A 26,055-nucleotide genomic window follows, 5' to 3' on the forward strand; every position below is an offset into this window, starting at 1 on the left:
TTCCTGAAAACGAATAGTTTGTTTCAGTATAGTTGATTTGTATCAAATATTCAAAATGCAGCCAACTATGTTTGAGGAAAAGGGAAATGCGGGAACTAAAACCGAGAAGATGAAGGAGGAATTGATATGGCAAACTATCCAGAGTTGAAAGGAAAAGTCGCAGTCATCACCGGAAGCTCGAAAGGTCTTGGTCGAGCGATCGGGGAACGCTACGCAAAAGAGGGGATGAATGTCGTCCTCAACTATCGAAGCAGTGAAAAGGAAATGGAAGAGGTCATCCGGGGAATCGAAGCGGGTGGCGGGAAAGCGGTCGCCGTGAAAGGAGATGTCTCTGAAGAAGGGCTTGCGGAGAAGATGATTGAGAAAGCCATCTCTGAATTCGGGAAGATGGATCTTTTCGTCAACAATGCCGGTGTACAAGTCGAAGCGAAGACGCATGAAATGGAATTCGATAACTGGAAACAGATTATCGACGTTAACTTGAACGGGACATTCCTTGGCGTTCGTGCCGCTTTGAAATACTTTGTTGAACATGAAATCGAGGGCAATATCATCAATATGTCTTCTGTTCATGAGGTCATTCCACGACCTGGCTATACACATTATGCAGCAAGTAAGGGTGGCGTGAAAATGTTCACGAAATCAGTCGCTCTCGAATACGCACCGAACCATATTCGCGTCAATGCGATCGCGCCAGGTGCAATCGACACGCCAATCAATGAAGAGACGATGAACGATCCGGAAGAAAAAGAGGGGTTAGAGGCTCTCATCCCATCACATGCGATTGGGAAGCCGGAGCAAATCGCTGCCGTTGCCGCTTGGCTCGCATCAGATGAATCGTCCTATGTGACAGGGACAACAATCTTTGCTGATGGTGGGCTTTCGCTCTATCCATCATTCGGTCCAGAGAACAAAGTACAGTAAACAAGAGGGTGCGATGTCGCACCCTCTTGTTGTTTAACTACTCATTTGATTCGATAGATCCATTTTTGGGAGACTCACGGTGAAAATGGAACCTTTGCCGATGTTTGATGTGGCGTGGATTGCACCACCATGACCCTCTGCAATTTCTTTACAAATCGCGAGCCCGAGACCCGTGCCCCCAATTTTACGACTTGCGGAATTGTCGACGCGATAGAACTTGTCAAACAGCTTCGGCAGCGCCGTCTGAGGAATTCCGATTCCATGATCTTCAATCGAAATATCAATCCAGTCGGGTCGTTCACATGCGACACGAACATTGATATCGCCACCCTTTGGAGAATACTTGACTGCGTTATGCAGCAAATTCGTAAATAGCTGTCCAAGTCGTGTCCGGTCTCCGTATACATAGACATCTTCCTGACAATCAAACGTGATGCGATGGTGTTGGCTCGATCCTTGGTGCACCGTGATGGCCTGTTCGAGAATGACGGATAGACGTTCTGGTTCGTTATGGTACGTCTGTTTGCCAGACTCCATCCGCTGCACATCAAGCAAGTTTGAAATCAAGTCTTCGAGACGCAATGTCTCTTGATGAATCATTCCTAAATATTTTTCGGAACGTTCAGGAGACAGTTTACGGAAACGAAGTAGTTCTGTGAAACCGATGATACTTGTGAGTGGCGTACGGAGTTCGTGAGATACAGTCGACACAAGCTCGGTTTTCAGGCGATCGACTTCAGTCTCATGTGTCACATCACGGAAGACAAGCATCGTACCGTGGCGTGTCCCTCTCAAGTAAACCTTCTCCGCATACATTTGAATGAAGCGCTCTTCTTGATTCATCGAGAACGTGACGCTCTCTTCTTTACACTGTCCATCGAAGGACCGTTCCATGAAGGCGAAAAACGCATCCTTTTGGTCGACCTGGAGGCCGAGTTCTTCTAGACTCACATCTAATCGATATAAATCGACTTCATTTCGTTTCGTAATCGGTTGATTAAACAAGACGAAGAGTGCCTGATTGGCTACTTTTTCTTTTGTTGTGTGCTCCACATAGATGACAGCATCCCGAATCGAGTGGAGGAGACGTGCTGTCTTTTCACGTTCTTCCTCGATTCGATGACGTTGTGTCGTGAGTGACGAAGCCATCTGGCGGAAAGATGTCGTCAATTGCCCGACTTCATTTTTAGATTGAGCAGTTGCCGGGATGACCGGCTGTCGCTCTCCAGCAAGACGCTTACTATTTTCAATCAACTCCTGAAGTTGCCCTGTCAATCGTCTGACGTAAGGACGGGCAACGATGAAGAGAATGAATAAAACACCGAGTAAAGAAAGAAGCCAAAGTGCCTGTGCCCATTTTGTATGGGTCGCAAGTTGGGCACGGAGGGCGTCCTCCTCTGCGTTCAGTGAGTTCCGGTATTTCGTGAAGACGCTCTCCATATCGACAATGCTCGCGCTCATATCTGCAGCACTTTTCGAATTGATTTTGAATTTACGATCCGTCGGCGGTTCTTTTTGTGGATTTACTTTCCCGAGTGTCGGCATTTTCAAGAAAGGCTCGGTGACACTTCCGCTCCGCTTTCCTTCTACATAACGTTCAAGGCTCGGCATGACGCGTTCCTGATAAGCGACAAACAGCGTACGAGCATCTCCCGCGTACGTTTTTTCCTTATCGGTCACGGCGTTCTGTTCGAACCAAGTCGTCTGTTCGTCAATCAAGACTTGCTTTTCTTGGACGCGCTCTAACATCGCGTCGTCCCCGAGGATAACGTATCCACGCATTTCATATTGCATCGACTGCCATGTCTCGAACAATTCGGTCGCATTCGTGCGCCGTTCACTAATGTTCTCGAGCGATGATGTCGTCTGTTCGATTTGGTTTTCCGTATACACATATACGGCAAGAGACGTGAGGAGAATCAGTCCGATGAATAAGTAGAAGACGAATAAAAATTGTCTTCCAATCTGTTGGTCAATCCATGACTTCATAAAGACCATTCCTTCCTGGAATGATGAACATTCCGGCTGTGACAAATATCCTACGAGTGTCATTCTTTCATTGTACAGATTCGTTTCCTCAGATGCTATATATTAAGAAATTAGGGGAATACTCACTATTGTTTATTGAATAGTAGTAAATGATGTGCTATTGTTCTATGTATAGTAGGGGGTGGGATCATGAATCCTCAATTCAAAAAAGGTGTGTTGAATCTTTGTGTACTTGCGCTTGTGGCAGAACAAGACCGCTACGGCTATGAACTCGTTCAAGCGATTTCGGCCAAAGTGGCCATTTCGGAAGGTGCTGTTTATCCATTGTTACGTCGACTGACGACAGATGGCTATTTCACGACGTATTTAACGGAGTCCGGGGAAGGGCCACCGCGAAAGTATTATCAGATTACGGAGCAAGGGAAAACACATTTGACTGAGTTGCGAGCGGAATGGGATGTATTCACAAACGGCGTCAATGACTTAATCCGAGGGGGAGACGACAGATGAATGAAGAACAGTACTTGTCAGAGCTTGAGCAATTATTGATGAAAGTAAAGGTGAAGGATCGCCTCGATATATTACGAGATGTGTCCGAGTATTTCTCGAGCGGCCGATTAGAAGGAAGAAGTGATGAAGAGATGGCACGCGAGTTAGGGGAACCGAGCATACTCGCCTCGGAACTGCTCGCCTCCGTCGATTTTGAAGTATCGGAGTCGACACGACCACCCGCGGTTGTTAAAAGTTCGACGGTAGCCTTTCAAAGTGTCCTCATTCAAGTACAAAATGCGCAAGTGTTCGTCACTCCATCACAAGATGGCTATGCTTACGCAACGCTCGAAACAGAGACGGATCATGGGGTCGCGATGGACATCGTTGGGGACACACTGGAGATTCGAATCGAATCAGAACGTCGTTTTGGTCTATCTGATCTATTTTCGTGGTTCGGGTCGAAAGCACCGGTGCTTCGGGTTGAATTGCCACATCACGCCTATCATCAAATTCAATTGAAAAATCGCCACGGTTCGAGTGATGTACAGGACCTCCAAGCGGAACGATTACATGTCGAAAGTGAGAACGGTCGAGTCGTCGCGCATCAGATTCAAGCGAAACACGGTTTACTGTGCACCTCGAACGGAAAAGTGCTTGCGTCGAGTTGTCACGGTCATGATTGGGAGCTTCACTCCTCAAATGGTCGTGTCGAAGCGAAACACTCTCGACTGGAGCGCATCAACATCCATTCGTCGAACGGTCGAATCGATATCAATCACGTCACGGGGGCGATTGATGCCAAAACGTCAAACGGACGGATTGACTGTTCCGTACAAGCGATTCAAGCACCGATTCGGTTAAAATCGAGCAATGGAAAAATTGACTTACATGTCGATGAACGTCCGGAAGATGTGACGATTCGAGCGAAGTCTCGAAATGGTAAAGTTGATGTGTTCGGCGAACGATCGAAGGAATGCGTGTTTGGGGACGGGGCGATTGAAGTGAAGTTAACAAGTTCAAACGGAAGCGTCACCGTGTCATGATAAAAGTAGCCCCTCCATCAATCGATAGAGGGGCTTTCCTTATAAATCATGCACCAAAATATAGGCGACTCGAACAGGACCATGAACGCCGACAATGAGATTCATCTCGATGTCGGCTGAGTTTGACGGTCCAGAGATGAAATTGACACCGTTCGGGGAATGAAGGCCGTCTCGGTCTAGTGCGGCAAGTTGTTGTGCCGTTTGCGTCATGCGCGGAACAAGGACAGACTTCGGGATGATCGCGATATGGTCTTGTGGTAACAGACTGATGGTCCGTGATTTACCAGGTTTCGCATATTGGACGATCGTCGCACTTTCCGCAAACGCTGCATCCGCAATTGTGATTCCGATGTCAGCACGTATAGCCAAATCTCGACTCATTTCCGGTTGTGTCGAATCCCACCAAGCGAACGTCTCACTCGTTGAGGGTGCCCAAGCAGAAATCCGTTCATCGTTTTCCGCAAGGATGCGCGTTCCTTCATAGCGTTCAATCAAGAGACGGAGCGTATCATCAAGATGTTTCGATTCACATTCTACTAAATCGGTGTGGATTCGGGTCGCGACCATGCGAAACGTCTCGAGCAGTTCCTCTTCACTCACACCTTTTAACACGTGATCTTGTGGATGGTTCTTATATTCGCGTTTCGGTGGTGTGAGGTCAATTTCACGACCAAGTTGTTTCGCGATGCGTTTTAAAAAGTCTTCACGGTTTGTAATTGTTCCAGGATTCATCAGACGTTCCCTCGTTTCTTGAACCAATCTCGAACGGTCTGTTTATTTGGCTGTGGTAAGTCTTTCGAGTCCGTCCAAGCTGGTAGTCCTTTTTCAATCTGACCAGACGTGGCGAATGGTGATGACGCAAACGGTGCAACGTGTTCCGCTGCTTCAAATAAGAACGGACTCGAAGCCGTGACGGCAAATCCTTTCATCGCAATCCGCTCCACGAAAGGTGATTGTTTATTCTCTTCTACGATGACACGGCGGTGTTCGATCAACAGTTCATGTAGCGGAATCTTCACAGGACATGCCTCTGTACAGGCGCCACATAGACTCGACGCGTAGGGGAGTTCTTTGTAGTTCTCATACCCGTCAAGGAGTGGGGCCAAGACGGCACCAATCGGACCAGGATAGATGGAGCCGTACGCATGACCACCGATATGACGGTAGACAGGGCAGACATTGATACAGGCCGCGCAACGAATACATTGCAGGACAGATTGAAACTGTGTGCCGAGAATGCCTGATCGTTTGTTGTCGACGATGACGAGATGGAACTCTTCTGGTCCATCGACTTCCCCGACTGCGCGCGTTCCGGCGAACGTCGTGATATATGAAGTGAGTCGCTGACCGACGGCGCTTCGACAAAGCATATTGACGAGTACCTCGAACTCTTCATAGGAAGGGACGACGCGTTCCATCCCCATAACAGAGATGACCGTGTCAGGAAGTGATGTCACCATGCGTCCGTTTCCTTCATTTGTCACAAGCCCGACGGCTCCACTCTCCGCAATGGCGAAATTACAGCCGGTGATGCCGACTTCTGCCTTCAAAAAGTCTTTCCGTAATTCTTGTCGCGCATAGCGACCGAGTTCAGTCGGGTCGTTCGAGCCGATATATCCGTGAGCAGTGAACGTTTCATGCACAGCGTCTCGGTCTTTATGCAAGGCAGGGGCGACGATGTGAGACGGTGGGTCTTCGTCAAGTTGTAAGATCCATTCCCCAAGGTCGGACTCGACGACGGTACATCCTTCTTCCTGAAGCGCCTCGTTCAATCCGATTTCTTCTGTGACCATCGATTTTGATTTCACGACATGTTTGGCTTGTTTCGAGCGAACGACTTCCCGAATGTAGCGGTTCGCTTCTTCTGGTGTCTCTGCAAAGAAGACGCTCCCGCCGCGTTTTGAGACGTTTTCACTCAATTGATATAAGTAATAGTCCAGATGTTCAAGCACATGCTGACGAATCTCTTCCGAGTGGTCACGGAATGCTTCCCAGTCCCCGAGTTCGCCCGCAGCGTTCAACCGTCCATCGCGCAGTCGGTTTTGAGCCGAACTGACGGCTTGACGCATAAACGCATCCTCAATCCCGTCTTTCCGACGGTCCTGAAACTTCTCATCTAACCGAATCCCCATGCTCATGCTTGCTTCACTCCTTCATTTAAGACTTCGGCAATATGCATCACTTTAATCGGATGTCCTTGTTTATGAAGACGTCCACCGATATTCATTAGGCATGAAGCATCAGCTCCAATCAACACCTCTGCGCCTGACTGTAAGATGGACTCGACTTTCTCATCCACCATCTGGACCGACACATCAGGCATTTTGACAGAGAACGTTCCTCCAAACCCGCAACAGTTATGTACGTTCTCAAGTGGAATCATCGTCAGACCGTCGACGTTCTCGAGCAATTTCCCGGGAGCTGCTTCAATTCCGAGGAGGCGAGTCATATGACAGGATGCATGGTACGTCGCCTTACTAGGGAACTTAGCACCGACATCGGTGACTTCGAGCACATCAACGATGAACTGCGTCAGTTCGAACGTTTTGGCGGCGTGCGCTTCTGCGCGTGGTCCCCACATCGGGTCATCTTGAAATAAATGTGGATAGTCGCGCATCATCATGACACAAGATCCTGATGGTCCGACGATATACTCTGCATCTGCCTTTTCAAACGTTTCAATCATGTGCTTGGCGATTTTCTTCGTTTCCTCATGATAACCACTATTATAGGCGGGTTGTCCACAGCACGTCTGTTCAAACGGGAAAGTCACATCGCATCCTAAATGTTCGAGTAGTTCGACTGTCGCTTTTCCGACAGAGGGGAACAACGTATCAGATAAACATGTGACGAATAAAGCTACATTCGGCATAGTCATTCCTTCTTTCTTCTAAATAATAACGATTTCAACGTCATTATTTCATAAAGCGTAGGAAAGTGACAGAAAAATGGGGAGAAAAACTTATTTATTTGTAAAATACTGTTTAATTGATAACGCATCTCACTGAACCGATATTCATCTCTTTTCTGATATAAAACAGGGAAGGAGCACGTATAACAGAAAAAGATCCTCGTCACATGACAAGGATCTTTTGTCTAACTTATAGGAAGAACATTTCCAAAATGAAGAGTGCGCCGAACAAGTAGATGAGCGGGTGAACCGTCTCTTTGTTCATTGCTTTGAAGATTGGGTATAAGATGAACCCGAATGCGATTCCGCGTTCGATGCTTCCTGACAAAGGCATGATCAAAATCGTCATGAACGCCGGGAAGTATTCGCTAAAGTCACTCCAATCGATGTACCGGACATTCGTCAACATGAGCGCACCGACGATGATGAGGGCAGGAGCCGTGATCGCCGCTACGCCAGAAATGGCACCGATGAGCGGGCTGAAGAAGAGTGTCAATCCGAACAATCCAGCGACGATGGCCGTCGTGAGACCCGTACGTCCACCTTGGGCGACACCGGCAGCAGACTCGATGTATGCCGTAGATGGGCTCGTTCCGACGAGTGATCCACCCATTGTAGCAAGCGAATCGGCAAAGAGTGCACGGTGACCATTCTCGATCGTTCCGTCTTCTTTTAAGAGACCGGCTTGTTTTCCGACACCGACAAGCGTACCTGTCGTATCGAACAATGTGACGAGGAAGAACGAGAGCACGGCACCGAACAAACCGTATTGAATGACATCACTAAATGCCGTCACGGGGTTGACCATGAGTCCCTCCGGAAGGGTTGGCATCGCCGTGACACCGTCGATTTTTAAGATATCCATGAAGTATGCCGCAATCCCGGTAAGTACCATCCCGATGAGTAAAGAACCGGGTACGTTTCGTGAGAAGAGGAGTGCTGAGATGATCAAACCGCCTAGTACGAGTAGAGCTTCTGGAGAAGACACGTCACCGAGACGCACCAAGTTCGCCTCGTCGGCGACGATTAAGCCCGATAACTTCAAACCGAGTGAAGCGATGAAGAGCCCAATCCCGGTCGTGATGGCATGCTTCAACGAAGTCGGGATCGCTTGAATCAACTTCGTTCGAATCGGAGAGAGCGACAAAATCAAGAAGAAGACGGACGAGACGAAGACGACACCGAGCGCGGCAGACGGGGCAATCTGCTCTTGGGCGACGAGCGTGTAAGCGAAGAATGCGTTTAGTCCCATCCCTGGCGCCACAGCGATTGGTAAGTTCGCATAAAACGCCATCAAGCCTGTCCCGATAAGGATAGCAATAATTGTTGCTGTGAAAGCTTGTGCGAACGGGATACCTGCGTCAGATAGAATCGCCGGGTTGACGACAGAGATGTACGCCATTGTGACGAACGTTGTGATCCCAGCGGTCACTTCTTGTTTAACATTCGTCCCATGTTGTTTCAGCTGAAAGATATTCATCGATAAAACTCCTTATTACAGTCTATTTCCGAACATTAATTGAAAAAAATGAGTAAATTAACGTTATCAACTTGATGACTATACAAAAATGTTCGATTCACGTCAATTGTTTTACGTAAAAAACATGGAAAATGAGGAATAGTAATAAAAAATGTTCGGAAATAAACTTTTCTAAAAAGATGCTTGCTCTGAAACGCGTTTCAGAGGATACGGTATAGACAAAGGGAGGGGAACCGATATGAAGCCGACAACGTGGAAGACATGGTGCAGTGGAATCGTATACGAGCTCGTCATCAATCAGTTGTATACACCGTTTGGAAAAATGTTGTGTACCCGTTTCCGTGAAGAGTTTCTTCATTTACCGTTAGAAGAGCGCTTCCGTCTCGTTCAGGCGATCCGTTGCCAAGTCGTCGAAAGAGGTGACAGTCAGCAAGCAGAGTGGGTACACTATATGCAAAGACTGACAAGTTGAGGTGAGACGAATGGCGAATATTCGAGATATCGCAAAGCACGCTGACGTTTCGGTGACGACGGTTTCGCGCGTCTTGAACGAGCATCCGTACGTATCGAAAGAAAAACGGGCCCGTGTCCATAAAGCGATGAAGGAGCTCGGGTATTTGCGGAATCAACAGGCGTTGACGCTGTCGACGGGGAAAACACAACGCGTCGTCGTCATCTTGCCTTACATGGATCATCCGTATTACGGTCTCTTCGTCAACGGGCTTGCGAAAGCGGCCCTCGAGCACGATTACCGACTCGTCATGTGGCAAACGGAGTATAAGCTGAGTGAAGAGCGGCAAGCGCTTGATCTATTGAAGCATCGCGAGGTCGATGGGGCGATCGTCTTGTCTCACGAGATGTCCTTTAAAGAAATGGAGACGTACCGCGCTTACGGACCGATTGCCGTGGCGACCGTCGGTGCACCAGAGACGATCTCATCGATTCATGTCGATCATTACGCATCATTCGTATCCGGTATTCGTGTATTACAGAGTCACGGGTATGAGCAGATTGGTATGATTTTGTCGAGAAGCCATAGTCCGAGTTCCCTTGCGCGTCAGCAAGCCTATTTCGATGAAGTAGACCATGCGCGTGAGCAATGGATTTGGACTGGGTATTTGACGAGCGAGGATGGCGTTCGGTTGGCTGAAACGTTCCTCTCTCAAAAAGAGCGTCCTCGAGCGCTCTTTTTCTCGTCTGATTATGTCGCGCTCGGATTTTTAGGAGAGATGCAACGAAGGCATATTGCCATTCCCGAAGAAGTCGCTATGCTCGGATTTGACGGGCATCCGATTGGTCGGGCGTTCGGACTGTCGACGATGCTCTCTCCGAATGAACAGATTGGCAGGCGTTTATTTGAAACGACGCTTGCCGAGATGAACGGTGCTCAACCTGAAACACATGGGATGACAGTCAGCTATCAAGTCGGGACAACACTTTAGGCAACTTCCTCGCTCGACTGTTTTGAAACGTTTAGAATGAAAGGAGTAGTCGAGAGGAGGAGATGTTATGAAGATTCAAGTAACAGAAGAAGCGCTCCAATGGTTCAAACAAGAGATGGAAGTCGAAGCGGGTCAAACGGTTCGTTTGTTTGCGAAATACGGGGGTTCGACAGACTTGACGCACGGTTTCTCCGTCGGGGTCATCACGGAAGAAGTGAACAATGCGGCCGTTGAGACAGAAGAAGATGGCATCCGTTTCGTCGTGGCGGAACAAGATGAGTGGTTATTCCAAGGCCAAGACGTGAAAGTCGAACTTCGCGAAGAAGAAATCGTCTTCGTACAAGCCTGACGTTTCAGTTTGTTTACGTTTGATGAAATATCGTTTCATGAAATCTAGCTTGGGGAACAGGTTACGACAAGTCAGATTTTCGAAAGGATGACGTGATATGTCAGACAAAGAAAAGCGTGAACAAGAAGAAAAAGAGAAGTTGAAACGAGATCAACCGGACATCTCCCACGAAGAGGATTCAAAAGGAGATCATTCCGACCTCGAAGAGACAGATGAAGACGAACAATCATAAGAGCCGACACGGCTCTTTTTGTTTGGGAATTGAAAGAAATGTCGTGGACGTTATAATGGATAAGGGAAAACTATTTAGTGAGGAGAATGAGATATGAGTACAGTACTAGTCTTCGGACATAAAAATCCAGATACCGATACGATCACGTCAGCGCTCGCCTATGCCGAGTTGAAGAAGAAATTAGGGATGGACGCAGAGGCAGTCCGTCTCGGTGAAGTGAACGGGGAAACACAATATGCACTCGATCACTTCCGCGTAAAAGCACCACGCTTGATCGAAGGCGTGAAAGGTGAGGCGGAAGAAGTCATCTTAGTCGACCACAACGAGTTCCAGCAAAGTGCGGACGGCATTGAAGACGTACGAATCCTTGAAGTCATCGACCACCACCGCATCGCGAACTTCCAAACGGCAGACCCGCTCTACTATCGTGCGGAGCCAGTTGGATGTACAGCGACGATTTTGTTGAAGTTGTATAAAGAGAATGGTGTCGACATTGCAGCGGACATGGCCGGTTTGATGCTTTCAGCCATCATCTCGGATTCGCTTCTCTTCAAATCGCCGACATGTACGGATGAGGACATCAAGGCAGCGAAAGAACTTGCAGACATCGCTGGCGTCGATGTGGAAGCATACGGTCTTGAGATGCTCAAAGCGGGTGCGGACCTCAGCCAAAAAACGATTGAAGAGCTCATCTCACTCGATGCGAAAGAATTCGCGATGGGTGACTATCGTGTCGAAATCGCACAAGTGAACACGGTCGACGCGAACGATGTCTTGAACCGCAAAGAGGAAGTCGAAGCGGCCATCTCCAACACGGTTGCAGCGAAAAACTTAGACTTGTTCGTATTCGCCATCACGAACATTTTGACGAACGATTCGGAAGCCATCGTCGTCGGACCAAAACCAGAACTCTTCGAACAAGCGTTCAACGTGACGCTTCAAAGCGGATTGGCGACACTTCCAGGCGTCGTCTCGCGTAAGAAGCAAATCGTACCCGTTTTAACTGAAGCGGCAACAAAATAAAAACTCGAAGCCTATGCCTCGAGCGGAACTGCAGACGTGAATACGTCTGCAGTTTTTGTTTTAAAAAAAGACCGGACAATAAAGTCCGATCTTAAGATGATTTTGTTTGTCTTCCGTATGTTCCGAGACGCCACAGCTTCTCAAACGGTCCGTAACGGTGATTTTTTAGCCACCACATCGAGAAGAACGATTGGGCAATCAAAATGGCGATGCTGAGGAATAGGCCTTCGGTTAAAGAAAGCGCCCCGTACGCCCCGAGTGCGATCACTGGCAAGACAATAATCAACGTATGTGTCAAATAGTTCGTAAGTGCCATCCGTCCGAGCGCTTGAAGCGGTGCGAACGTGCGACCTTTTCGAACGGCGACCGTGAACAGGCAGACGTATGTTGTAGCGAGTAACTTCCCGGAAATCCATACAGCTGCTGAGTTCGTAGACACATAAGAGGCGCCATCACCGTAATGATGCCAGATGATGATTCCCCAGAATGGTATGGCTGCAATTGCGCAGATGGCAGCAGTCCGGGTCAATCCTTGGATGCTCCAAGTCAGAAGCTTTCGTTCACGTCCGATGAAGAGACCGAGTAAGAACAGACCGAGAATCTCGATTCCGACAAAAAGTGAATTTTGAATCATAGTAAAAATCTCGTTGTCGAATCGATAGTCTAGCCAAGGACCGAAGCCTGAATTAAAGACCGTCGGGAACGACTCTCCTAAATACATGTATCCAAAAGCCCACTCTACATAGATAGGGGCAACGTTGAATAGTAAGAAATTTACAGTCAACAGTCCCCATGCCCACGTCAGAATGGCACGGTTACTCAATCCGTAAAAAAGAGGAAGCAATAAGCCCCACATCGCATACGTATGAAGGATGTCACCCGACCAAATCGCCAAGTGCGCGAGACCGAACAAGAAAAGAATCAAGATTCGGCGTATGTAACGACTGACCGAATCGCCCCGGGCGTAAGAGCGCTCGAGGAAAATCGAAAAGCCAATCCCAAATAAGAGGGAGAAAATCGTATAAAACTTCGTCTGCACGAACAAGTCGAAGAGGGTGCGGACGAATAAATCGCTTCCCGCATAGTCGGGGCGACCGAACATCCAGTCGCTCCCGAGCATGGTAGGAATATTGACGAGGAAAATGCCGCAGAGGGCAAACCCTCGGATAATGTCATACAAGATAATCCGTTCATTCGTTTGAATTGGGCCAGCCATACGACACGTCCTTTACTGAATTAGAATACTTTCGTCGTCCACGATTCACAGTTCCAGACGTCTGTGACGATATCCTCATAGAATTCTGGTTCGTGACTGATGAGGAGGACGCTTCCTTTGTACTCTTTCAACGCACGCTTCAACTCTTCCTTCGCGTCGACGTCCAAGTGGTTCGTCGGCTCATCGAGCAAGAGAAGGTTTGTCTCGTTATTAAGGAGTTTACAAAGACGAACTTTCGCCTTTTCCCCACCACTGAGGACCGAGATCTTACTTTCAATGTGCTTCGTCATGAGACCGCATTTCGCGAGCATCGCGCGCACTTGCTGTTGATTGAGTGACGGGAACTCGCTCCAAATTTCTTCGATACACGTGTTGTTACTCGTCGCCGCTTCTTGTTCGAAGTACCCCATTTCAAGAAACTCGCCGCGTTCGACTGTCCCTTCAAGCGGGTTGATCAAGCCGAGTAAGCTCTTCAAGAGTGTCGTTTTCCCGATTCCGTTCGCTCCGACGAGGGCGATCTTTTGACCGCGCTCCATCTGCAGGTCGAGCGGACGTGAGAGCGGCTCATCATATCCGATGACGAGACCTTTCGCATCAAAGATGAGGCGTCCTGACGTACGGGCCTGCAAGAAGCGGAATTCCGGTTTCGGACGATCTGCGCTCAATTCGATGACATCCATCTTGTCGAGCTTCTTCTGACGTGACATCGCCATGTTTCGCGTCGACACACGCGCTTTGTTTCGTGCGACGAAGTCTTTCAAATCGGCAATCTCGGCTTGTTGACGCTTGTAGGCGGCCTCAAGCTGCGAACGCTTCATCTCGTACACTTCCATGAACTTGTCATAGTCTCCGACATAGCGGTTCAACTCTTGGTTTTCCATATGATAGACCAAGTTGATGACGCTATTTAAGAACGGGATATCGTGCGAGATCAAGATGAAGGCATTGTCATAGTTTTGGAGATAACGCTTCAACCATTCGATATGGACTTCATCCAAATAGTTGGTCGGCTCATCGAGGAGTAAGATATCTGGCTTCTCGAGAAGCAACTTCGCAAGCAATACTTTCGTACGCTGCCCACCTGACAAATCCGTGACGTCCCGGTCGAGACCGACATCTAAAATACCGAGACCGCGTGCGACTTCTTCTACTTTCGCATCGATGATATAAAAGTCGTTCGAGTCGAGCGTCTCTTGAAGTTCACCGACCTCCGCGAGCATGTCTTCCATCTGTTCAGGTGTCGCGTCGCCCATCTCCATGTAGAGTTCGCCGATGCGCGTCTCCATGTCGATCAAGTATTGGAAAGCACCTTTCAAGACGTCACGAATCGTCATCCCGCGCTCGAGTACCGCGTGTTGGTCGAGATAACCGACACGGACGTTTTTCGCCCATTCGATTTTTCCTTCATCCGGTTGCAGTTTGCGTGTGATGATGTTCATGAACGTCGATTTTCCTTCACCGTTCGCTCCGACGAGACCGATGTGTTCCCCTTTTAAGAGACGGAAAGAGACATCGTTCAAAATAGCGCGGTCACCAAAGCCGTGGCTCAAGTTTTGTACCGTTAATATACTCATAATTCGTTTTCGTTCCTTTCAAAGTAAACTACCCGATATTGTAGCATGAATCCAATCAAATTAGTACGCCAGTCCGACTGACTCCCGTACGTGTTCATGTTCTTCAATCGTATGAAGCATGAACTGGGCGACATCTGCCCGGGAGATGTGCTTCCCGTTCTCTGGCACTTCATCGATGGCCGTGCGATAAGTCGAGGTGCGAGGGCCGTCCGTCAATTGCATCGGTCGTACAATCGTATAATCGAATGACGAATTGCGCCATAAGTTCACGGCTGCTCGATGATCGCGGAGCGGCTTCCGAAGCATGAACGTAATGGCCTTTCCGGCAAGTCCAGGAATTTCATTGTCAATCCCCGCTGAAGCGAGATAGACGATACGTGAGATAGTGTTCGATTTCATCGCGGGGACGAGCTTGTCCGTGACACTCGCTAAAAAGTCAGGGTCGCTCAAATCCGTTCCGAGACAACTGACGACTGCGTCGTGACCGTGCATCGCTTCCGTCAATGCGTCGACATCATATAAGTCGCCTTCGATGATTTCAAGTTGTGGGGTCCGAATCAGCTTTTTCTGTTCACGAACGAATGCGGTGACATCATGACCGTGCTCGATAGCTTGATCGATGAATTGATGTCCGGTCCGACCGGTTGCGCCTAATACGAATAACTTCATACGGGCAGGGCTCCTCTCTCATATCCAATAACTACAGTATACAGCAGTTTCAGAAAAATCGAACATTTCACCGTTTGATTCTAACCTATTGCATTTCTCGTCAGCTTGTCTACAATAAGGTCTATCTTATATAAATAGATTCGCACTCGTATATCAGCGGAAATATGGTCCGCAAGTCTCTACCGAACTACCGTAAATGGTTCGACTACGGGTGGCGCTTGTCGTATGCTATCGTTGATTTCCATGCGGTTCGTTGCCTCCCGATGAGGGGTGACGAATCGCATTTTTTATTGGAGGGGAAAACAATGAAGCAGTTAGAAGACAAAATCCGTGAAGAAGGTCGGGCCTTATCCGACCAAGTGTTGAAAGTCGACGCCTTCTTGAATCATCAAGTCGACCCGGTACTCATGCAAGCCATCGGTAAAGAATTCGCAGAACGTTTCAAGGACGCCAACATCGACCGCATCGTCACACTCGAATCGAGTGGGATTGCGCCGGCGATGATGACGGCGCTTGAGATGGGTATCCCGTTCGTATTCGCGCGTAAACGGAAATCGCTGACACTCCAAGATGATCTCGTGGAAGCGGACGTCTATTCGTTCACAAAACAAGAGACGAATCGGATCAGTTTGAGCCGACGCTTCGTCTTACCAGGCGAACGTGTTCTCGTCATCGATGACTTCCTTGCGAACGGGGAGGCGGCACTTGGTCTGACACACCTCGTGGAAGCGGCAGGTGCAGAGGTCGCAGGGGTTGGGATTGTCATCGAGAAGTCATTCCAACCAGGGCGCGATAAATTGATCGAGCGTGGCTATCGCGTCGAATCGCTGGCACGCATCGCGAAATTAGAGAAAGACCACATCTCGTTCGTGGAGGTCGTTCGATGAATACGTTCAAGACGGCAAGTCTCGGATTTCAGCATCTACTCGCGATGTACACGGGAGCGGCAATCGTTCCACTCATCGTCGGTGGTGCCATCGGGCTTGGTCCAACCGAACTCGCCTATCTCGTCGCAATTGATTTATTCATGTGTGGGGTAGCGACGTTACTACAAGTATGGACGACACGCTTCACCGGTGTCGGATTGCCGGTCGTCCTCGGATGTACGTTCACAGCAGTCGGTCCGATGATCGCTATCGGGAGCGCAAACGGGATCACGGCTATTTATGGCGCGTTGATTGCGAGCGGACTCATCGTCATCCTCATTTCTGGCTTTGTTGGCAAACTTGCACGCTTCTTCCCACCGGTTGTGCTCGGTTCGGTCGTGACAATTATCGGTCTCTCGCTAATTCCGGTTGCGATTAATGACATCGGTGGCGGGATGCCGGGTGAACCTGGGTTCGCATCCATGCAGAATCTCGGATTAGGTGGTTTAACGATTTTACTCATTCTAGTCTTGAATCGTGTCGGGACCGTCTTCACACGGGCCGCTGCCGTTCTCTTTGCCGTACTGATTGGAACGGGGGTCGCCGCTTCACTCGGGCTCGTCGACTTCAGTCCTGTCCGTGAGGCGGGTTGGTTCCAAATGGTCCAGCCGTTCTACTTCGGCATGCCGACATTCGACGTGTCCGCCATCCTCGTCATGACGCTCGTCGCCATCATCTCGATGATTGAATCGACCGGTGTATTCTTGGCGCTCAGCGATATCACGAAAAAGCCAATCGGTGTGAACGAATTGACGAAGGGGTATCGTGCGGAAGGCGTCGCGACGATTCTCGGAGGGATTTTCAACAGTTTCCCGTACACGACGTTTAGTCAAAACGTTGGACTCGTCCAATTGTCAGGTGTGAAATCACGGCGTGTCATCTTTTGGACAGGTGGGTTGCTCATCTTGCTCGGCTTCCTTCCGAAAGTCGCTACGTTCACGACATTGATTCCAAAACCAGTGCTTGGGGGGGCGATGCTCGTCATGTTCGGAACAGTCGCCGCTTCTGGAATTCGGATTCTGAGCCAGGTCGACTTTTCGAAAAACGAGAACTTGATCACCATTGCCCTCTCAATCGGTGTCGGACTCGGGATTACGGCAAACCCGGCTATCGTCGCAAACATGCCGGAATGGCTTCAGTTGTTCACAGATAGCGCCATCGTAGCAGGTTCGTTCACAGCGCTCCTCTTGAACGGGTTCTTCCGTACGATGGACCGTTATCGTCCCACGACGATCATTGCCGAAGAACGACAAGTCAGCTAGACTGAAGGAAATAGTAGTCTAGGAGGAGTCATAGATGGGGAAAACTGCACTTGTCGTAGGCGCGACCGGCTTGATTGGCCGCGAATTGGTTGAACAGTTGTTAGAAAGTGACCGTTATGATGCGGTCTGGATTGTCGTCCGACGCTCAAAGCGTTGGAGTCATCGGAAGCTACATGAGGTCGTCGGATTCGAGGAGATGGATGCAGCGCTTCCACAGATCGACGACGTGTACTGTGCACTCGGCACGACGATTGCGGTAGCAGGCTCGCAGGAAGCGTTCAAACAAGTTGATTTAGAATTACCACTTGAAGTTGCTCGTGTCGCCAAGGCACATGGTGCGACGCGCTATGCAGTTGTATCGGCACAAGGTGCATCGTTGCGTTCATCTTTCTTTTACAACCGTGTGAAAGGGGAACTCGAGAACGCGTTACGCGTCTTCAACTTCCGTCATTTGATTATCGCACGTCCTTCTCTATTACTCGGAGAGCGTGATTCTTTCCGACTTGGGGAGAAAGCGGCCGAGGTCATCAGTCGACCGTTCCAGTCACTTTTGCTTGAGAAGACACCGGAAGTCGCACCGATTCAAGCGCTGCACGTTGCACGTGCCTTGATCATGGCGTCTGAAGAAGGTGAAGGAATCGAAGTGTTGACGTCGGGGATGATGCAGAGGATGAGCCGATGAATCCATTGACGAAGAAACGAACGAAAGCGGTCTTGATTGACAGTGTCATCGCAGGGTTCGTCAGTTATGGCGTAGAACAACTTGTTCGAAAGAAAGTGAAGAGCGAGTTCGTACATGCGGTCGTGACACCGACGCTATTAACGTATGTGATGGAAGCTTGCCAAATGAGTCGAGGAGGACAAACAATCGGCTATAAACTGATGGGACTCGAGTTGAAAAATGATGACGGCACGGCTGTCACGGCGAAGCAGGCGTTACAGCGCGCCCTATATCGTGACACCTCGTCAGCAGTTCGTTATTGGAAAGACCGTGCGCATTTCGAACAAGAAGAAGGCGCCGTATTACCGCACGATGCCCGTTACCATATGCATGTACGTGAAAAGAACTGACCATAGGCCAGTTCTTTTTTTAATCCTTGATTTTACTTAAGATGGCCGTCGTTAAGGCAACAATTGTTCCAAGGACGAGTCCGTTAGAGAAGACGGTCGCAAGGAGCGGTGGCAAATCATTCATCGAACCAGGTGGCAGAAGCATTGCTCCGGCACCGATGACGAGCGGGAGACCGACCGTGAGAGAAGCCGTTGATTGTTTTAATTCAAAGGCTGCCTCATTGATTCCGATGATGATCATCGTCGCGATGAGCGGAGTCACAATCGCATAGCCGACAGCGGCCGGGATACTCGCAATCAACGAGACGAATGGACCGATGAGTGCTAACCCCATCATGAGGGCGTGAGCAATCAGATGAGGGGCGCGTTGGACGCTCTCCGTCGAAGAGAGGAATCCGGCCGTCCCTGAAATAGCGACAGGACCCGGTGTACCGAAGAGACCGGCCACGATTTGACTGACACCACTGGCGACACCCGACGCGGGAACGTTCCCTTTGATTTCTCGTTTTTCACGAGAACTGACGATGCGCTCGATCAACTTGATATTCGCGAGTACGTTCGTCATGAGAAGCAAGGTGATGACGAAAGCCGTCGGCAACAAGTTCCAATCCCACACCCAATTTCCGAACGGAAGCAATTCCGGTACGAGGAAGAAGGATTCCGAACGAACGATTGGATTCCCGAGGTTAAGTAAGTGAAACAAACCGAATCCGACGAATAGTGTCATGACGAGTCCATATTGCTTGAAGCGACTTTGCTCGAGCGTGAGTGCGAACAAGACGAGCCCTGCCGTCGCGACGGCTTGGACGATGTTGATCCCGTCTTCCGTCACCCCGAAGCCACCTTTAATGACAGCCCCTGATAATTGGAGGACGAGCAAAATCATATAGACGCCGAGCACTTGCGGTGTAAACAGGGAAAGCATGCGTCTCAAGATGCCGGTGACGGTCAACAATACGCCGATGATCCCGCTCAAGAACAACATAAAACCGAGTGCCTGCAGTGTTTCTTGCTGACTTCCGTATAGGGCGGGACCGATTGATGCGTATAGGGTGAAGACACCCCACCAAATGCCGGCGGGCCCTTCGAGAATCGGGAGGCGATGCCCGAGCATCGTCTGGACGATGCTAAAGAGTGCGAAGATGAAGAGTGAGCGGGATATGAAGGTCATCGTCTCATCTGGTGACAGTTCAAACAAGGCGGCGATGGAGAGTGGTGGTACAATATTTGTAGCTAAAATAAAAATAAACCACTGAATCGTCGTGGTTACATTACTTCTGGTCATGGTGTCCCCCTGATCATACTTTTTCTTATTAGTGTAACGTTATGATGAAGTGGATGCAAATGGAGGCTATATAATGAAGAAATTCTTTAAATGGGCAGGACTGGTAGTCTTAGGACTGCTTGTCATCGCGGTCGCTGGCTTTTTCATTTGGACACAGTTCACGTATGGACCGACCGATGAAGCGACGCAGTATGCGGAAGAAGGGACCTTGGTTGACAATCGTCTCGAGTTCGGAGACACGGCGAGCGAGGTCGGGGTCATTCTCTACCCAGGGGCAAAAGTCGAGAAAGAGGCGTATGCGTATTATGGAACACGATTAGCCGAGGAAGGTGTTTTCGTCGCCATTCCGTCGCTTCGTCTCAACTTAGGCATTTTAGATATCGACGCAGCCGATTCAATCATCGAGGCACATCCGGAGATTGAACGCTGGATCGTGGCCGGTCATTCGCTCGGAGGTTCGGCGGCATCGGGTTACGCGCTCGAGCATCAAGAGTTGGTGGACGGTGTGATTTTCCTCGCCTCGTATCCGATCAGTTCGATGGTCGATAGTGATTTACGCGTGCTATCGATTTCAGGTGAATTGGATGGGCTGGCTGTCCCGGAAGACATCGATGCGAGTCGAAACGATCTTCCTGACGATAGTCAATTCGTGCAAATTGAAGACGGGAATCATGCGAACTTCGGGATGTATGGTCCACAAAAAGGAGATCAGGAAAGTCCGCTTACATCGAAAGAACAATTGGACGAAGTCCTTTCGGCGATTCTCGAATGGTTATAAAAAAACGTGCGCACCTGCATCGAGGTGCGCACGTTTTAGCGTTGGTCGAGCGAATAACTGATTGCAGTCAACCCGGCTGTGACGAGGGCGACCAATCCGCCGACGAGCGCGAGCGTCATGATCGGACTCGTCGCATAGACGACACCACCGAGAGCGGAACCGAGTCCAATTCCGACGTTACTTGCCACTGGCATGAGTGACGAGGCGAGACCTTTGGCGTTCGGATTGAACTTCTCTGCCAAATCAATCAAATAAATCTGAGTCGATGTCGTCAATAAAATTGCCATGAACGACATGAGTGCGATATTGAGAAGACCGAGCGTCACATTCGACGTCGTCACAAATAGCGCGGCCAGGACGAACGCCTGGACGAGAAAGACGAACCGTAGGCGTCCGATTGGATTGTGACTAGCGATTTTTCCGGCAGCGATATTACTGAAAATCGAAATGAATCCGTATGCGAATAAAATCGGACTGACCCAAGCGACCGGTACACCGAGTACATCTTTTAAAATCGGCACGAGATACGTATACACGACATACGTTGCCCCGAAACCGAATGCCGGAATCAAGAAGGCGATCAAGATGCGCGGATTCGTCAGGAGTGCCATTTGTTCACGGAGTGATGCTTTTTCTTGAGACAATTGATTCGGCAAGACACGATAAATGGCGATCCAGGCGACTGCACCGAGCAGAGTCGTCAACCAAAACGTCGATTCCCAGCCTGCCTGTTGTCCGATGAGGGTCCCAATCGGAACACCGAACACGTTCGCCATTGTGAATCCACCGAAAATAAAGGACACGGCCACACCCCGTTTTGTTGGAGGGACGCTCTCGCTGGCGACGAGCATGGCAAGCGAAATCAAGACGCCTGTGACGACGGCCGTCAGCATACGCAAGACGAGTAACCACTCATACATGGGAGCAAGGCTGCTCAACAAGTTCAGGACCGTGAAGAGGATGGTTAGGCCGAGCATCAATTTACGTTTTGGAAGATGGCTCGTCAAGGACATCGTGATGGGTGTGCCGACGGCAAAGCTGATGGCGAATGCCGATACGAGACTTCCTGCCGTCGCGATGGAAATGGATAGACCGCTTGCGATATCAGGCAAAATGCCGACGATGACAAATTCACTCGTTCCGAGAACGAAGGTTAATAAGGAGAGGGATAGGACTAGGGTCCAGTCGCTTCGATTGAGCGAGCTTGTCTTCATGTTCAAACACTTCTTTCTATTTCATTCATTAGTAGTTAGACATCAGTCTTTTATCACGTTACAAGATTTTCCCCAAAAGAAAAACCCTTTTCTTCCAAGTCGGAAGAAAAAGGTGAATCAGCGCCAAAACACGGTCGCTTCGACACCGGCGTGGTCGGAGACGACGGGCCCGTTCTCGCCATCGAAAACGACGGCATGACGGGAGACGTGAATCGGTGCATTCGTCAACATCAAGTCGATGCGGAGCGATTTCTTGTTTTCATCCCATCCAGCGATTTTCCCTTGGACGGTCGCATCGCCTTCGCGTTCCGTTGCGAGATGGAACAAGTCTTGGAGCCCTTTCTCCATCAAATAATCGTATCCTTCGCCTCGAATGAAGGCATCGTTGTTGAAATCACCGAGTAGAAGCGCATGATCGTCATGCTCGACGCGACGCAGCAGTTCATCGAGTTGATGCTTCACCGGTTCTTCTTCGTCATGCCACCATCCGAGGTGACACGAGTAGACGGTCGTCGGAGCATCTGCTCCTTCGATGACAGCTTTGACAATCTTACGGGACTTGTAATTGTCAGGGTCCGTCGTCTTCGATACGAAGAATGAATCGGTCGATTGAAACGGCGTGCGTGACAAGATGGCGACGCCTTCCTCATAAATGTCATATCCGTAATGAGCAAAGTCCCATGTCATGTGATAGGGAAGATCTAACTCTTTCAGGCGCTCGACGAGGACGTGTGCGAAGTTGTTCTCACGGATGTTCCCGTAGAGGATTGGAGCCTCTTTATGTTGATTGACTTCTTGAAGCGCAATGAGATCGTACTCTTCGCTCGCAATGCGTTCGATGATGGCATCAATTTTCTCTTGTTGGCGGTCTTCTAACCAGGCATGACAATTGAGCGTTAAAATGTTCACGATAGTCCTCCTTTAGAAAAAGGCCAACTCTCGAGCGAGTTGGCCGATAGATTATGCACCGATGACGTCTTGAATGTCTGATTTCAATACGTCGGCTTTCGGGCCGTAGATGGCTTGGACCCCACGGTCTTTCACAATCAGACCCATAGCGCCATTTTTCTTCCATTCTTGTTCGTCAGAGACGAGTGTGACGTCTTTAACGGTCACGCGAAGACGAGTCATACATGCGTCGACATCCTCAATGTTTTCTTCCCCACCGAGAAGCGTGATAATCCCCATGACTTGTTCGTTACCTGTCACAGATGACTTCTCTGTCGTCTCTTCCATGTAGTTCCCGTTACGTCCTGGCGTTGGCAAGTTCATCTTCTTGATGAAGAAGTTGAATACACCGAAGTTGAGGAAGAAGAATACGACAGAAACGAGAACGAAGTTGATCAAGTCTTGAAGAAGTCCTGCTTTGACGATCATCGGGATGCGCGTCAAGAGTTCGATCGCACCGAAAGCGTGAACACGTAGGTCGATGATATCTGCCAAGGCGAAGGCAGCACCCGCCATGAGTGCGTAGACGACGTAAAGAACTGGTGCGACGAACATGAACATGAACTCGATTGGTTCTGTGACACCTGTCAAGAAGACAGCGAGTGCGGCTGACAAGAACATCGGCTTGTACTGTTCTTTTTTCTCTACATCGACGTTACGATACATCGCATATGCGGCACCAATCAACGCAGCGAATGACAAGATGACTTGACCGACTTTGAAGCGGGCCGGAACGACATCGGCGAGAAGCGCGTTGTATGCGGCAGTATCACCAGCAGCACGCAAGTTGACGAGGTCCGTCACCCATGCCAACCAGAGCGGGTCTTGCCCGGCAACGACCGATCCAGCTGTCGCACCTGTTAAAATCGTATACGTTCCACCGAGTTCCGTGTAGTTCATTGGTACTGTGAGCATATGGTGTAAGCCAAACGGCAAGAGTAGACGTTCGAGTGCCCCGTAAATGAATGGGGCGAGTACTGGAGCCGTGTTACGAGATGTGGCAATCCACTCACCAAAGCTGTTGAGCGCCCCTTGAATTGTTGGCCATACAATCGATAGAACGATGGCAGCAACGACTGAACCAAGGATGACTACAAATGGTACGAAGCGCTTCCCGTTAAAGAACGAGAGGGCGTTCGGCAACTTGTTGAAGTTGTAGAAACGGTTATAAAGTGCACCACCGAGGAAACCGGCGATGATCCCGACGAACACACCCATGTTGAGGGCAGGTGAACCGAGTACAGATGTGAAGTAGTCCGCGACGACAAGGTTTGCACCGAATAGTGAATCGATTGTCGCTTCAGGGTCTTGAAGCATGGCGCCGTTGACACCGAAGATGGCTCCCGTGACACGGTTAATCAAAATGAAGGCGAGGAGTGCTGCGAACGCACCACCTGCACGATCTTTTGCCCACGAACCACCAATCGCGACTGCGAAGAGGATATGTAAGTTGACGATGATTCCCCAACCTAAATCTTCAATGATGCGAGCCGTCGTTAATAAAATACCGACATCTCCGGCTGACATTCCAATCAGTTTTCCAATCGAAATCATCAAACCGGCAGCCGGCATAACGGCGATGACGACCATTAAGGCCTTGCCAAGTTTCTGCCAGAAATCGAATGAGATCATTTTTTTCATACTATACGCTTCCTTCCTGTGAGGGAGTTTTGTATATTTTTATGTTTGCCAATAGTGCAATCGCTTGCATGAATAATTGTAATCGATTGCATAAATTCGTGCAACCGTTTTCGCTATTTTCATTTTTTTCATTCTTTAAACAGATTTGGGTACATAGGGGCAAACTTGTCAGTCGAATCGAATCTAGCTACAATATGATAGGTTGAAGGGAGCGAGAAAGATGGGATGGAGACAGACTACATCTGCTTTGACGAAAGAGGAGCAGATTGAATTAAAAGAAGAGTTGCTACAGAAAGGTGTCTTATTGAAAGAGGATCTTCCTCTCTATGAGATGCTCATGCCGGACCGAATCAAACGGATGTATGAAGTATTAAATATACGAACGAACCATATCACGATTTTAACGGAAGGTGTGGACGATCCACACAACCAATCTGCCGTCTTACGTTCGGCCGATGCGTTCGGGGTACAGACATTACACGTGGTCGAAGGGCGAGCGAAGTTTAAACCGAACTCGATTATCGCCAAGAGCGCAGATCGCTGGGTGGACGTCGTAGAGCATGGCTCCATTGAAGAAGCGATTGACTCCTTAAAAGAGGGCGGCTATCAAGTGTATGCGACGGCATTAAGTGAGGAAGCAATCCCACTCGATGAAGTCGATGTGTCGAAGCCAACCGTTCTTCTATTCGGGAATGAACATAGTGGTGTGTCGGAAGCGGCACTGAAGCAGGCGGACGGGAACTTTGTCATTCCGATGCAAGGGTACGTACAAAGCTTGAACATCTCCGTGGCGGCTGCAATCTCCTTGTATGATGTCACGACACGGTCACGTCATATCGTGACGGATGGCTATGAACTGCCTGTCGAGGATCAAGCACGCATCTTTAAAGACTGGATGGTCAAGAGTCTACCGAAACGTTCACTCGGACTATATAAACAAAAAGGCGTCACGGCTTTCGAACGGGAGACAGGAAATTCGGAATGAACGGCGAAAGGAAAAGACGTACGGAATCTTTGTCCAGAAACTGAAAGGGGATGGAACGATGAGTACGACGAGTTCATTTATCGTAAAAGATGTGACAAACAATTTTAAAGATTTTGAAGAGGATTTCTTCCGACTGTATCGCACGTTATATGGCGACCTCGATCAGTTACGATTTAAAGAGCGCCTGTATCGACACGCCAATCCGTTAGTGCTCTTAGCATTCTCAGAAGATCAGCTAATCGGCTTTAAGATTGGCTATGAGGCAGAGCCTTATCGATTTTATAGCTGGGCGGGCGGCGTACACCCGGACTTTCAAAAGCATGGTATCGGTCGCAAGCTGATGGACACGCAACTCGAGTGGGTCGAAGCGCAAGGGTTCCATTCGATTCGGACGAAAGCACGCAATACGAACAAAGGAGTCATCATCTTGAACCTCCTTTGTGGATATGACATCATGGGCGCCTACACAGAAGATGGAGAGCCACGCATCATGATGGAGAAACAATTGAATAGTTGAATAAATGCCGCGGTCGTTTGATCGCGGTTTTTTGATGAAACCAATTCGATTGAATGAACGTACATAAAGAAAAAGGGGGAATTT

At 49.2% G+C, this 26,055-nt stretch carries 27 protein-coding genes and 1 riboswitch; of the genes, 15 read left to right on the forward strand and 12 right to left on the reverse strand.

Translation table 11 applies throughout. From position 1 onward, the window contains the following. Window positions 1-126: 126 nt before the first annotated feature. Window positions 127-924, forward strand: coding sequence for a glucose 1-dehydrogenase (locus KNO96_RS10760; protein ID WP_214700906.1), 798 nt, complete (start codon window positions 127-129; stop codon window positions 922-924). A gap of 33 nt (window positions 925-957) precedes the next feature. On the opposite strand, the gene KNO96_RS10765 is transcribed toward KNO96_RS10760, so the two are convergent. Continuing rightward, window positions 958-2,913: an ATP-binding protein gene (locus tag KNO96_RS10765; protein WP_214700920.1), complete on the reverse strand. Its 1,956-nt coding sequence runs from the start codon at window positions 2,911-2,913 to the stop codon at window positions 958-960. 189 nt (window positions 2,914-3,102) lie between these two features. Between KNO96_RS10765 and KNO96_RS10770 the strand changes: the two genes are divergently transcribed. Continuing rightward, on the forward strand, window positions 3,103-3,423 hold the full coding sequence (locus tag KNO96_RS10770) for a PadR family transcriptional regulator (protein ID WP_026824570.1): 321 nt from the start codon (window positions 3,103-3,105) through the stop codon (window positions 3,421-3,423). Beyond that, complete coding sequence (locus KNO96_RS10775; RefSeq protein ID WP_214703652.1) at window positions 3,420-4,448, forward strand: DUF4097 family beta strand repeat-containing protein; 1,029 nt, start codon at window positions 3,420-3,422, stop codon at window positions 4,446-4,448. Before KNO96_RS10770 ends, KNO96_RS10775 begins: the two co-directional genes overlap by 4 nt. Before the next feature lie 39 nt (window positions 4,449-4,487). Here KNO96_RS10775 and KNO96_RS10780 read toward each other — a convergent pair whose 3' ends face one another. From KNO96_RS10780 to KNO96_RS10795, 4 genes are all read right to left on the reverse strand, one after another. Further along, a complete protein-coding gene (locus KNO96_RS10780; RefSeq protein WP_026824568.1) occupies window positions 4,488-5,180 on the reverse strand; it encodes a LutC/YkgG family protein in 693 nt (230 codons plus the stop codon). Then, window positions 5,180-6,580, reverse strand: a complete 1,401-nt coding sequence (locus tag KNO96_RS10785; RefSeq protein ID WP_285800440.1) for a LutB/LldF family L-lactate oxidation iron-sulfur protein — start codon at window positions 6,578-6,580, stop codon at window positions 5,180-5,182. Before KNO96_RS10785 ends, KNO96_RS10780 begins: the two co-directional genes overlap by 1 nt. A gap of 2 nt (window positions 6,581-6,582) precedes the next feature. Beyond that, a complete protein-coding gene (locus KNO96_RS10790; RefSeq protein WP_026824566.1) occupies window positions 6,583-7,320 on the reverse strand; it encodes a (Fe-S)-binding protein in 738 nt (245 codons plus the stop codon). Between the two features lie 229 nt (window positions 7,321-7,549). Continuing rightward, a complete protein-coding gene (locus KNO96_RS10795; RefSeq protein WP_214703822.1) occupies window positions 7,550-8,833 on the reverse strand; it encodes an NCS2 family permease in 1,284 nt (427 codons plus the stop codon). A 244-nt stretch (window positions 8,834-9,077) separates the two neighbouring features. Here KNO96_RS10795 and KNO96_RS10800 point away from each other — a divergent pair, with 244 nt between their 5' ends. The 5 genes from KNO96_RS10800 to KNO96_RS10815 all read left to right on the forward strand — a co-directional run bounded on the left by KNO96_RS10800 (window position 9,078) and on the right by KNO96_RS10815 (window position 11,885). Next, window positions 9,078-9,311: a hypothetical protein gene (locus tag KNO96_RS10800; RefSeq protein ID WP_026824564.1), complete on the forward strand. Its 234-nt coding sequence runs from the start codon at window positions 9,078-9,080 to the stop codon at window positions 9,309-9,311. A 10-nt stretch (window positions 9,312-9,321) separates the two neighbouring features. Continuing rightward, window positions 9,322-10,281 (forward strand): LacI family DNA-binding transcriptional regulator, encoded by a 960-nt coding sequence (locus KNO96_RS10805; protein ID WP_214703656.1) that lies wholly within the window; start codon window positions 9,322-9,324, stop codon window positions 10,279-10,281. A gap of 67 nt (window positions 10,282-10,348) precedes the next feature. Further along, a complete protein-coding gene (locus KNO96_RS10810) occupies window positions 10,349-10,630 on the forward strand; it encodes a HesB/YadR/YfhF family protein (protein ID WP_214703658.1) in 282 nt (93 codons plus the stop codon). 97 nt (window positions 10,631-10,727) lie between these two features. After that, entirely contained in the window at window positions 10,728-10,862 is a 135-nt protein-coding gene (locus KNO96_RS14440) for a hypothetical protein (protein WP_256441184.1), read from the forward strand. A 93-nt stretch (window positions 10,863-10,955) separates the two neighbouring features. Continuing rightward, a complete protein-coding gene (locus KNO96_RS10815) occupies window positions 10,956-11,885 on the forward strand; it encodes a manganese-dependent inorganic pyrophosphatase (RefSeq protein WP_214703660.1) in 930 nt (309 codons plus the stop codon). A 91-nt stretch (window positions 11,886-11,976) separates the two neighbouring features. Here the strand turns inward: KNO96_RS10815 and KNO96_RS10820 are convergent, their stop codons facing one another. Genes KNO96_RS10820 through KNO96_RS10830 form a run of 3 tightly spaced genes read right to left on the reverse strand, consistent with a single transcriptional unit; the run spans window position 11,977 to window position 15,344 of the window. Beyond that, entirely contained in the window at window positions 11,977-13,101 is a 1,125-nt protein-coding gene (locus tag KNO96_RS10820) for a DUF418 domain-containing protein (RefSeq protein ID WP_214703662.1), read from the reverse strand. 20 nt (window positions 13,102-13,121) lie between these two features. Next, window positions 13,122-14,675 carry an ABC-F family ATP-binding cassette domain-containing protein gene (locus KNO96_RS10825; RefSeq protein ID WP_026824559.1) on the reverse strand — a complete coding sequence of 518 codons (1,554 nt, stop codon included), beginning with the start codon at window positions 14,673-14,675 and terminating at the stop codon, window positions 13,122-13,124. Between the two features lie 60 nt (window positions 14,676-14,735). Next, complete coding sequence (locus tag KNO96_RS10830) at window positions 14,736-15,344, reverse strand: NAD(P)-dependent oxidoreductase (RefSeq protein WP_214703663.1); 609 nt, start codon at window positions 15,342-15,344, stop codon at window positions 14,736-14,738. 126 nt (window positions 15,345-15,470) lie between these two features. After that, a riboswitch (purine riboswitch) is annotated at window positions 15,471-15,572 on the forward strand. Window positions 15,573-15,649: 77 nt separating this feature from the next. Between KNO96_RS10830 and KNO96_RS10835 the strand changes: the two genes are divergently transcribed. From KNO96_RS10835 to KNO96_RS10850, 4 genes are read left to right on the forward strand one after another with little or no spacing between them, the layout of a single operon-like run. Continuing rightward, window positions 15,650-16,231: a xanthine phosphoribosyltransferase gene (locus KNO96_RS10835; RefSeq protein ID WP_214703665.1), complete on the forward strand. Its 582-nt coding sequence runs from the start codon at window positions 15,650-15,652 to the stop codon at window positions 16,229-16,231. After that, the gene (locus tag KNO96_RS10840) at window positions 16,228-17,532 is read left to right on the forward strand and encodes a nucleobase:cation symporter-2 family protein (RefSeq protein ID WP_214703668.1); all 1,305 of its coding nucleotides are present in this window, start codon (window positions 16,228-16,230) and stop codon (window positions 17,530-17,532) included. The genes KNO96_RS10835 and KNO96_RS10840 overlap by 4 nt, the downstream gene beginning before the upstream one ends. Before the next feature lie 34 nt (window positions 17,533-17,566). Continuing rightward, on the forward strand, window positions 17,567-18,214 hold the full coding sequence (locus KNO96_RS10845) for an NAD(P)H-binding protein (RefSeq protein WP_214703670.1): 648 nt from the start codon (window positions 17,567-17,569) through the stop codon (window positions 18,212-18,214). Further along, on the forward strand, window positions 18,211-18,603 hold the full coding sequence (locus KNO96_RS10850; RefSeq protein ID WP_214703672.1) for an RDD family protein: 393 nt from the start codon (window positions 18,211-18,213) through the stop codon (window positions 18,601-18,603). Before KNO96_RS10845 ends, KNO96_RS10850 begins: the two co-directional genes overlap by 4 nt. Before the next feature lie 19 nt (window positions 18,604-18,622). Here KNO96_RS10850 and KNO96_RS10855 read toward each other — a convergent pair whose 3' ends face one another. Further along, window positions 18,623-19,888 (reverse strand): purine/pyrimidine permease, encoded by a 1,266-nt coding sequence (locus KNO96_RS10855; protein ID WP_026824553.1) that lies wholly within the window; start codon window positions 19,886-19,888, stop codon window positions 18,623-18,625. Between the two features lie 73 nt (window positions 19,889-19,961). Between KNO96_RS10855 and KNO96_RS10860 the strand changes: the two genes are divergently transcribed. Continuing rightward, complete coding sequence (locus KNO96_RS10860; RefSeq protein WP_214703675.1) at window positions 19,962-20,666, forward strand: alpha/beta hydrolase; 705 nt, start codon at window positions 19,962-19,964, stop codon at window positions 20,664-20,666. A gap of 35 nt (window positions 20,667-20,701) precedes the next feature. Here KNO96_RS10860 and KNO96_RS10865 read toward each other — a convergent pair whose 3' ends face one another. From KNO96_RS10865 to KNO96_RS10875, 3 genes are all read right to left on the reverse strand, one after another. Beyond that, complete coding sequence (locus KNO96_RS10865; protein ID WP_214703678.1) at window positions 20,702-21,880, reverse strand: MFS transporter; 1,179 nt, start codon at window positions 21,878-21,880, stop codon at window positions 20,702-20,704. A 117-nt stretch (window positions 21,881-21,997) separates the two neighbouring features. Next, window positions 21,998-22,789 carry an endonuclease/exonuclease/phosphatase family protein gene (locus KNO96_RS10870; protein WP_214703679.1) on the reverse strand — a complete coding sequence of 264 codons (792 nt, stop codon included), beginning with the start codon at window positions 22,787-22,789 and terminating at the stop codon, window positions 21,998-22,000. Window positions 22,790-22,840: 51 nt separating this feature from the next. After that, window positions 22,841-24,469 (reverse strand): PTS transporter subunit IIBC, encoded by a 1,629-nt coding sequence (locus KNO96_RS10875; RefSeq protein WP_214703685.1) that lies wholly within the window; start codon window positions 24,467-24,469, stop codon window positions 22,841-22,843. A 220-nt stretch (window positions 24,470-24,689) separates the two neighbouring features. On the opposite strand from KNO96_RS10875, the gene KNO96_RS10880 reads away from it, so the two are divergent. Further along, entirely contained in the window at window positions 24,690-25,454 is a 765-nt protein-coding gene (locus KNO96_RS10880) for a TrmH family RNA methyltransferase (protein WP_214703687.1), read from the forward strand. Window positions 25,455-25,479: 25 nt separating this feature from the next. Then, on the forward strand, window positions 25,480-25,971 hold the full coding sequence (locus tag KNO96_RS10885) for a GNAT family N-acetyltransferase (RefSeq protein WP_353047910.1): 492 nt from the start codon (window positions 25,480-25,482) through the stop codon (window positions 25,969-25,971). Window positions 25,972-26,055: the final 84 nt, after the last annotated feature.

The sequence above is a fragment of the Exiguobacterium sp. s89 genome, assembly GCF_018617735.1.
In the GTDB taxonomy this organism is placed as follows: Bacteria; Bacillota; Bacilli; order Exiguobacteriales; family Exiguobacteriaceae; genus Exiguobacterium; species Exiguobacterium marinum.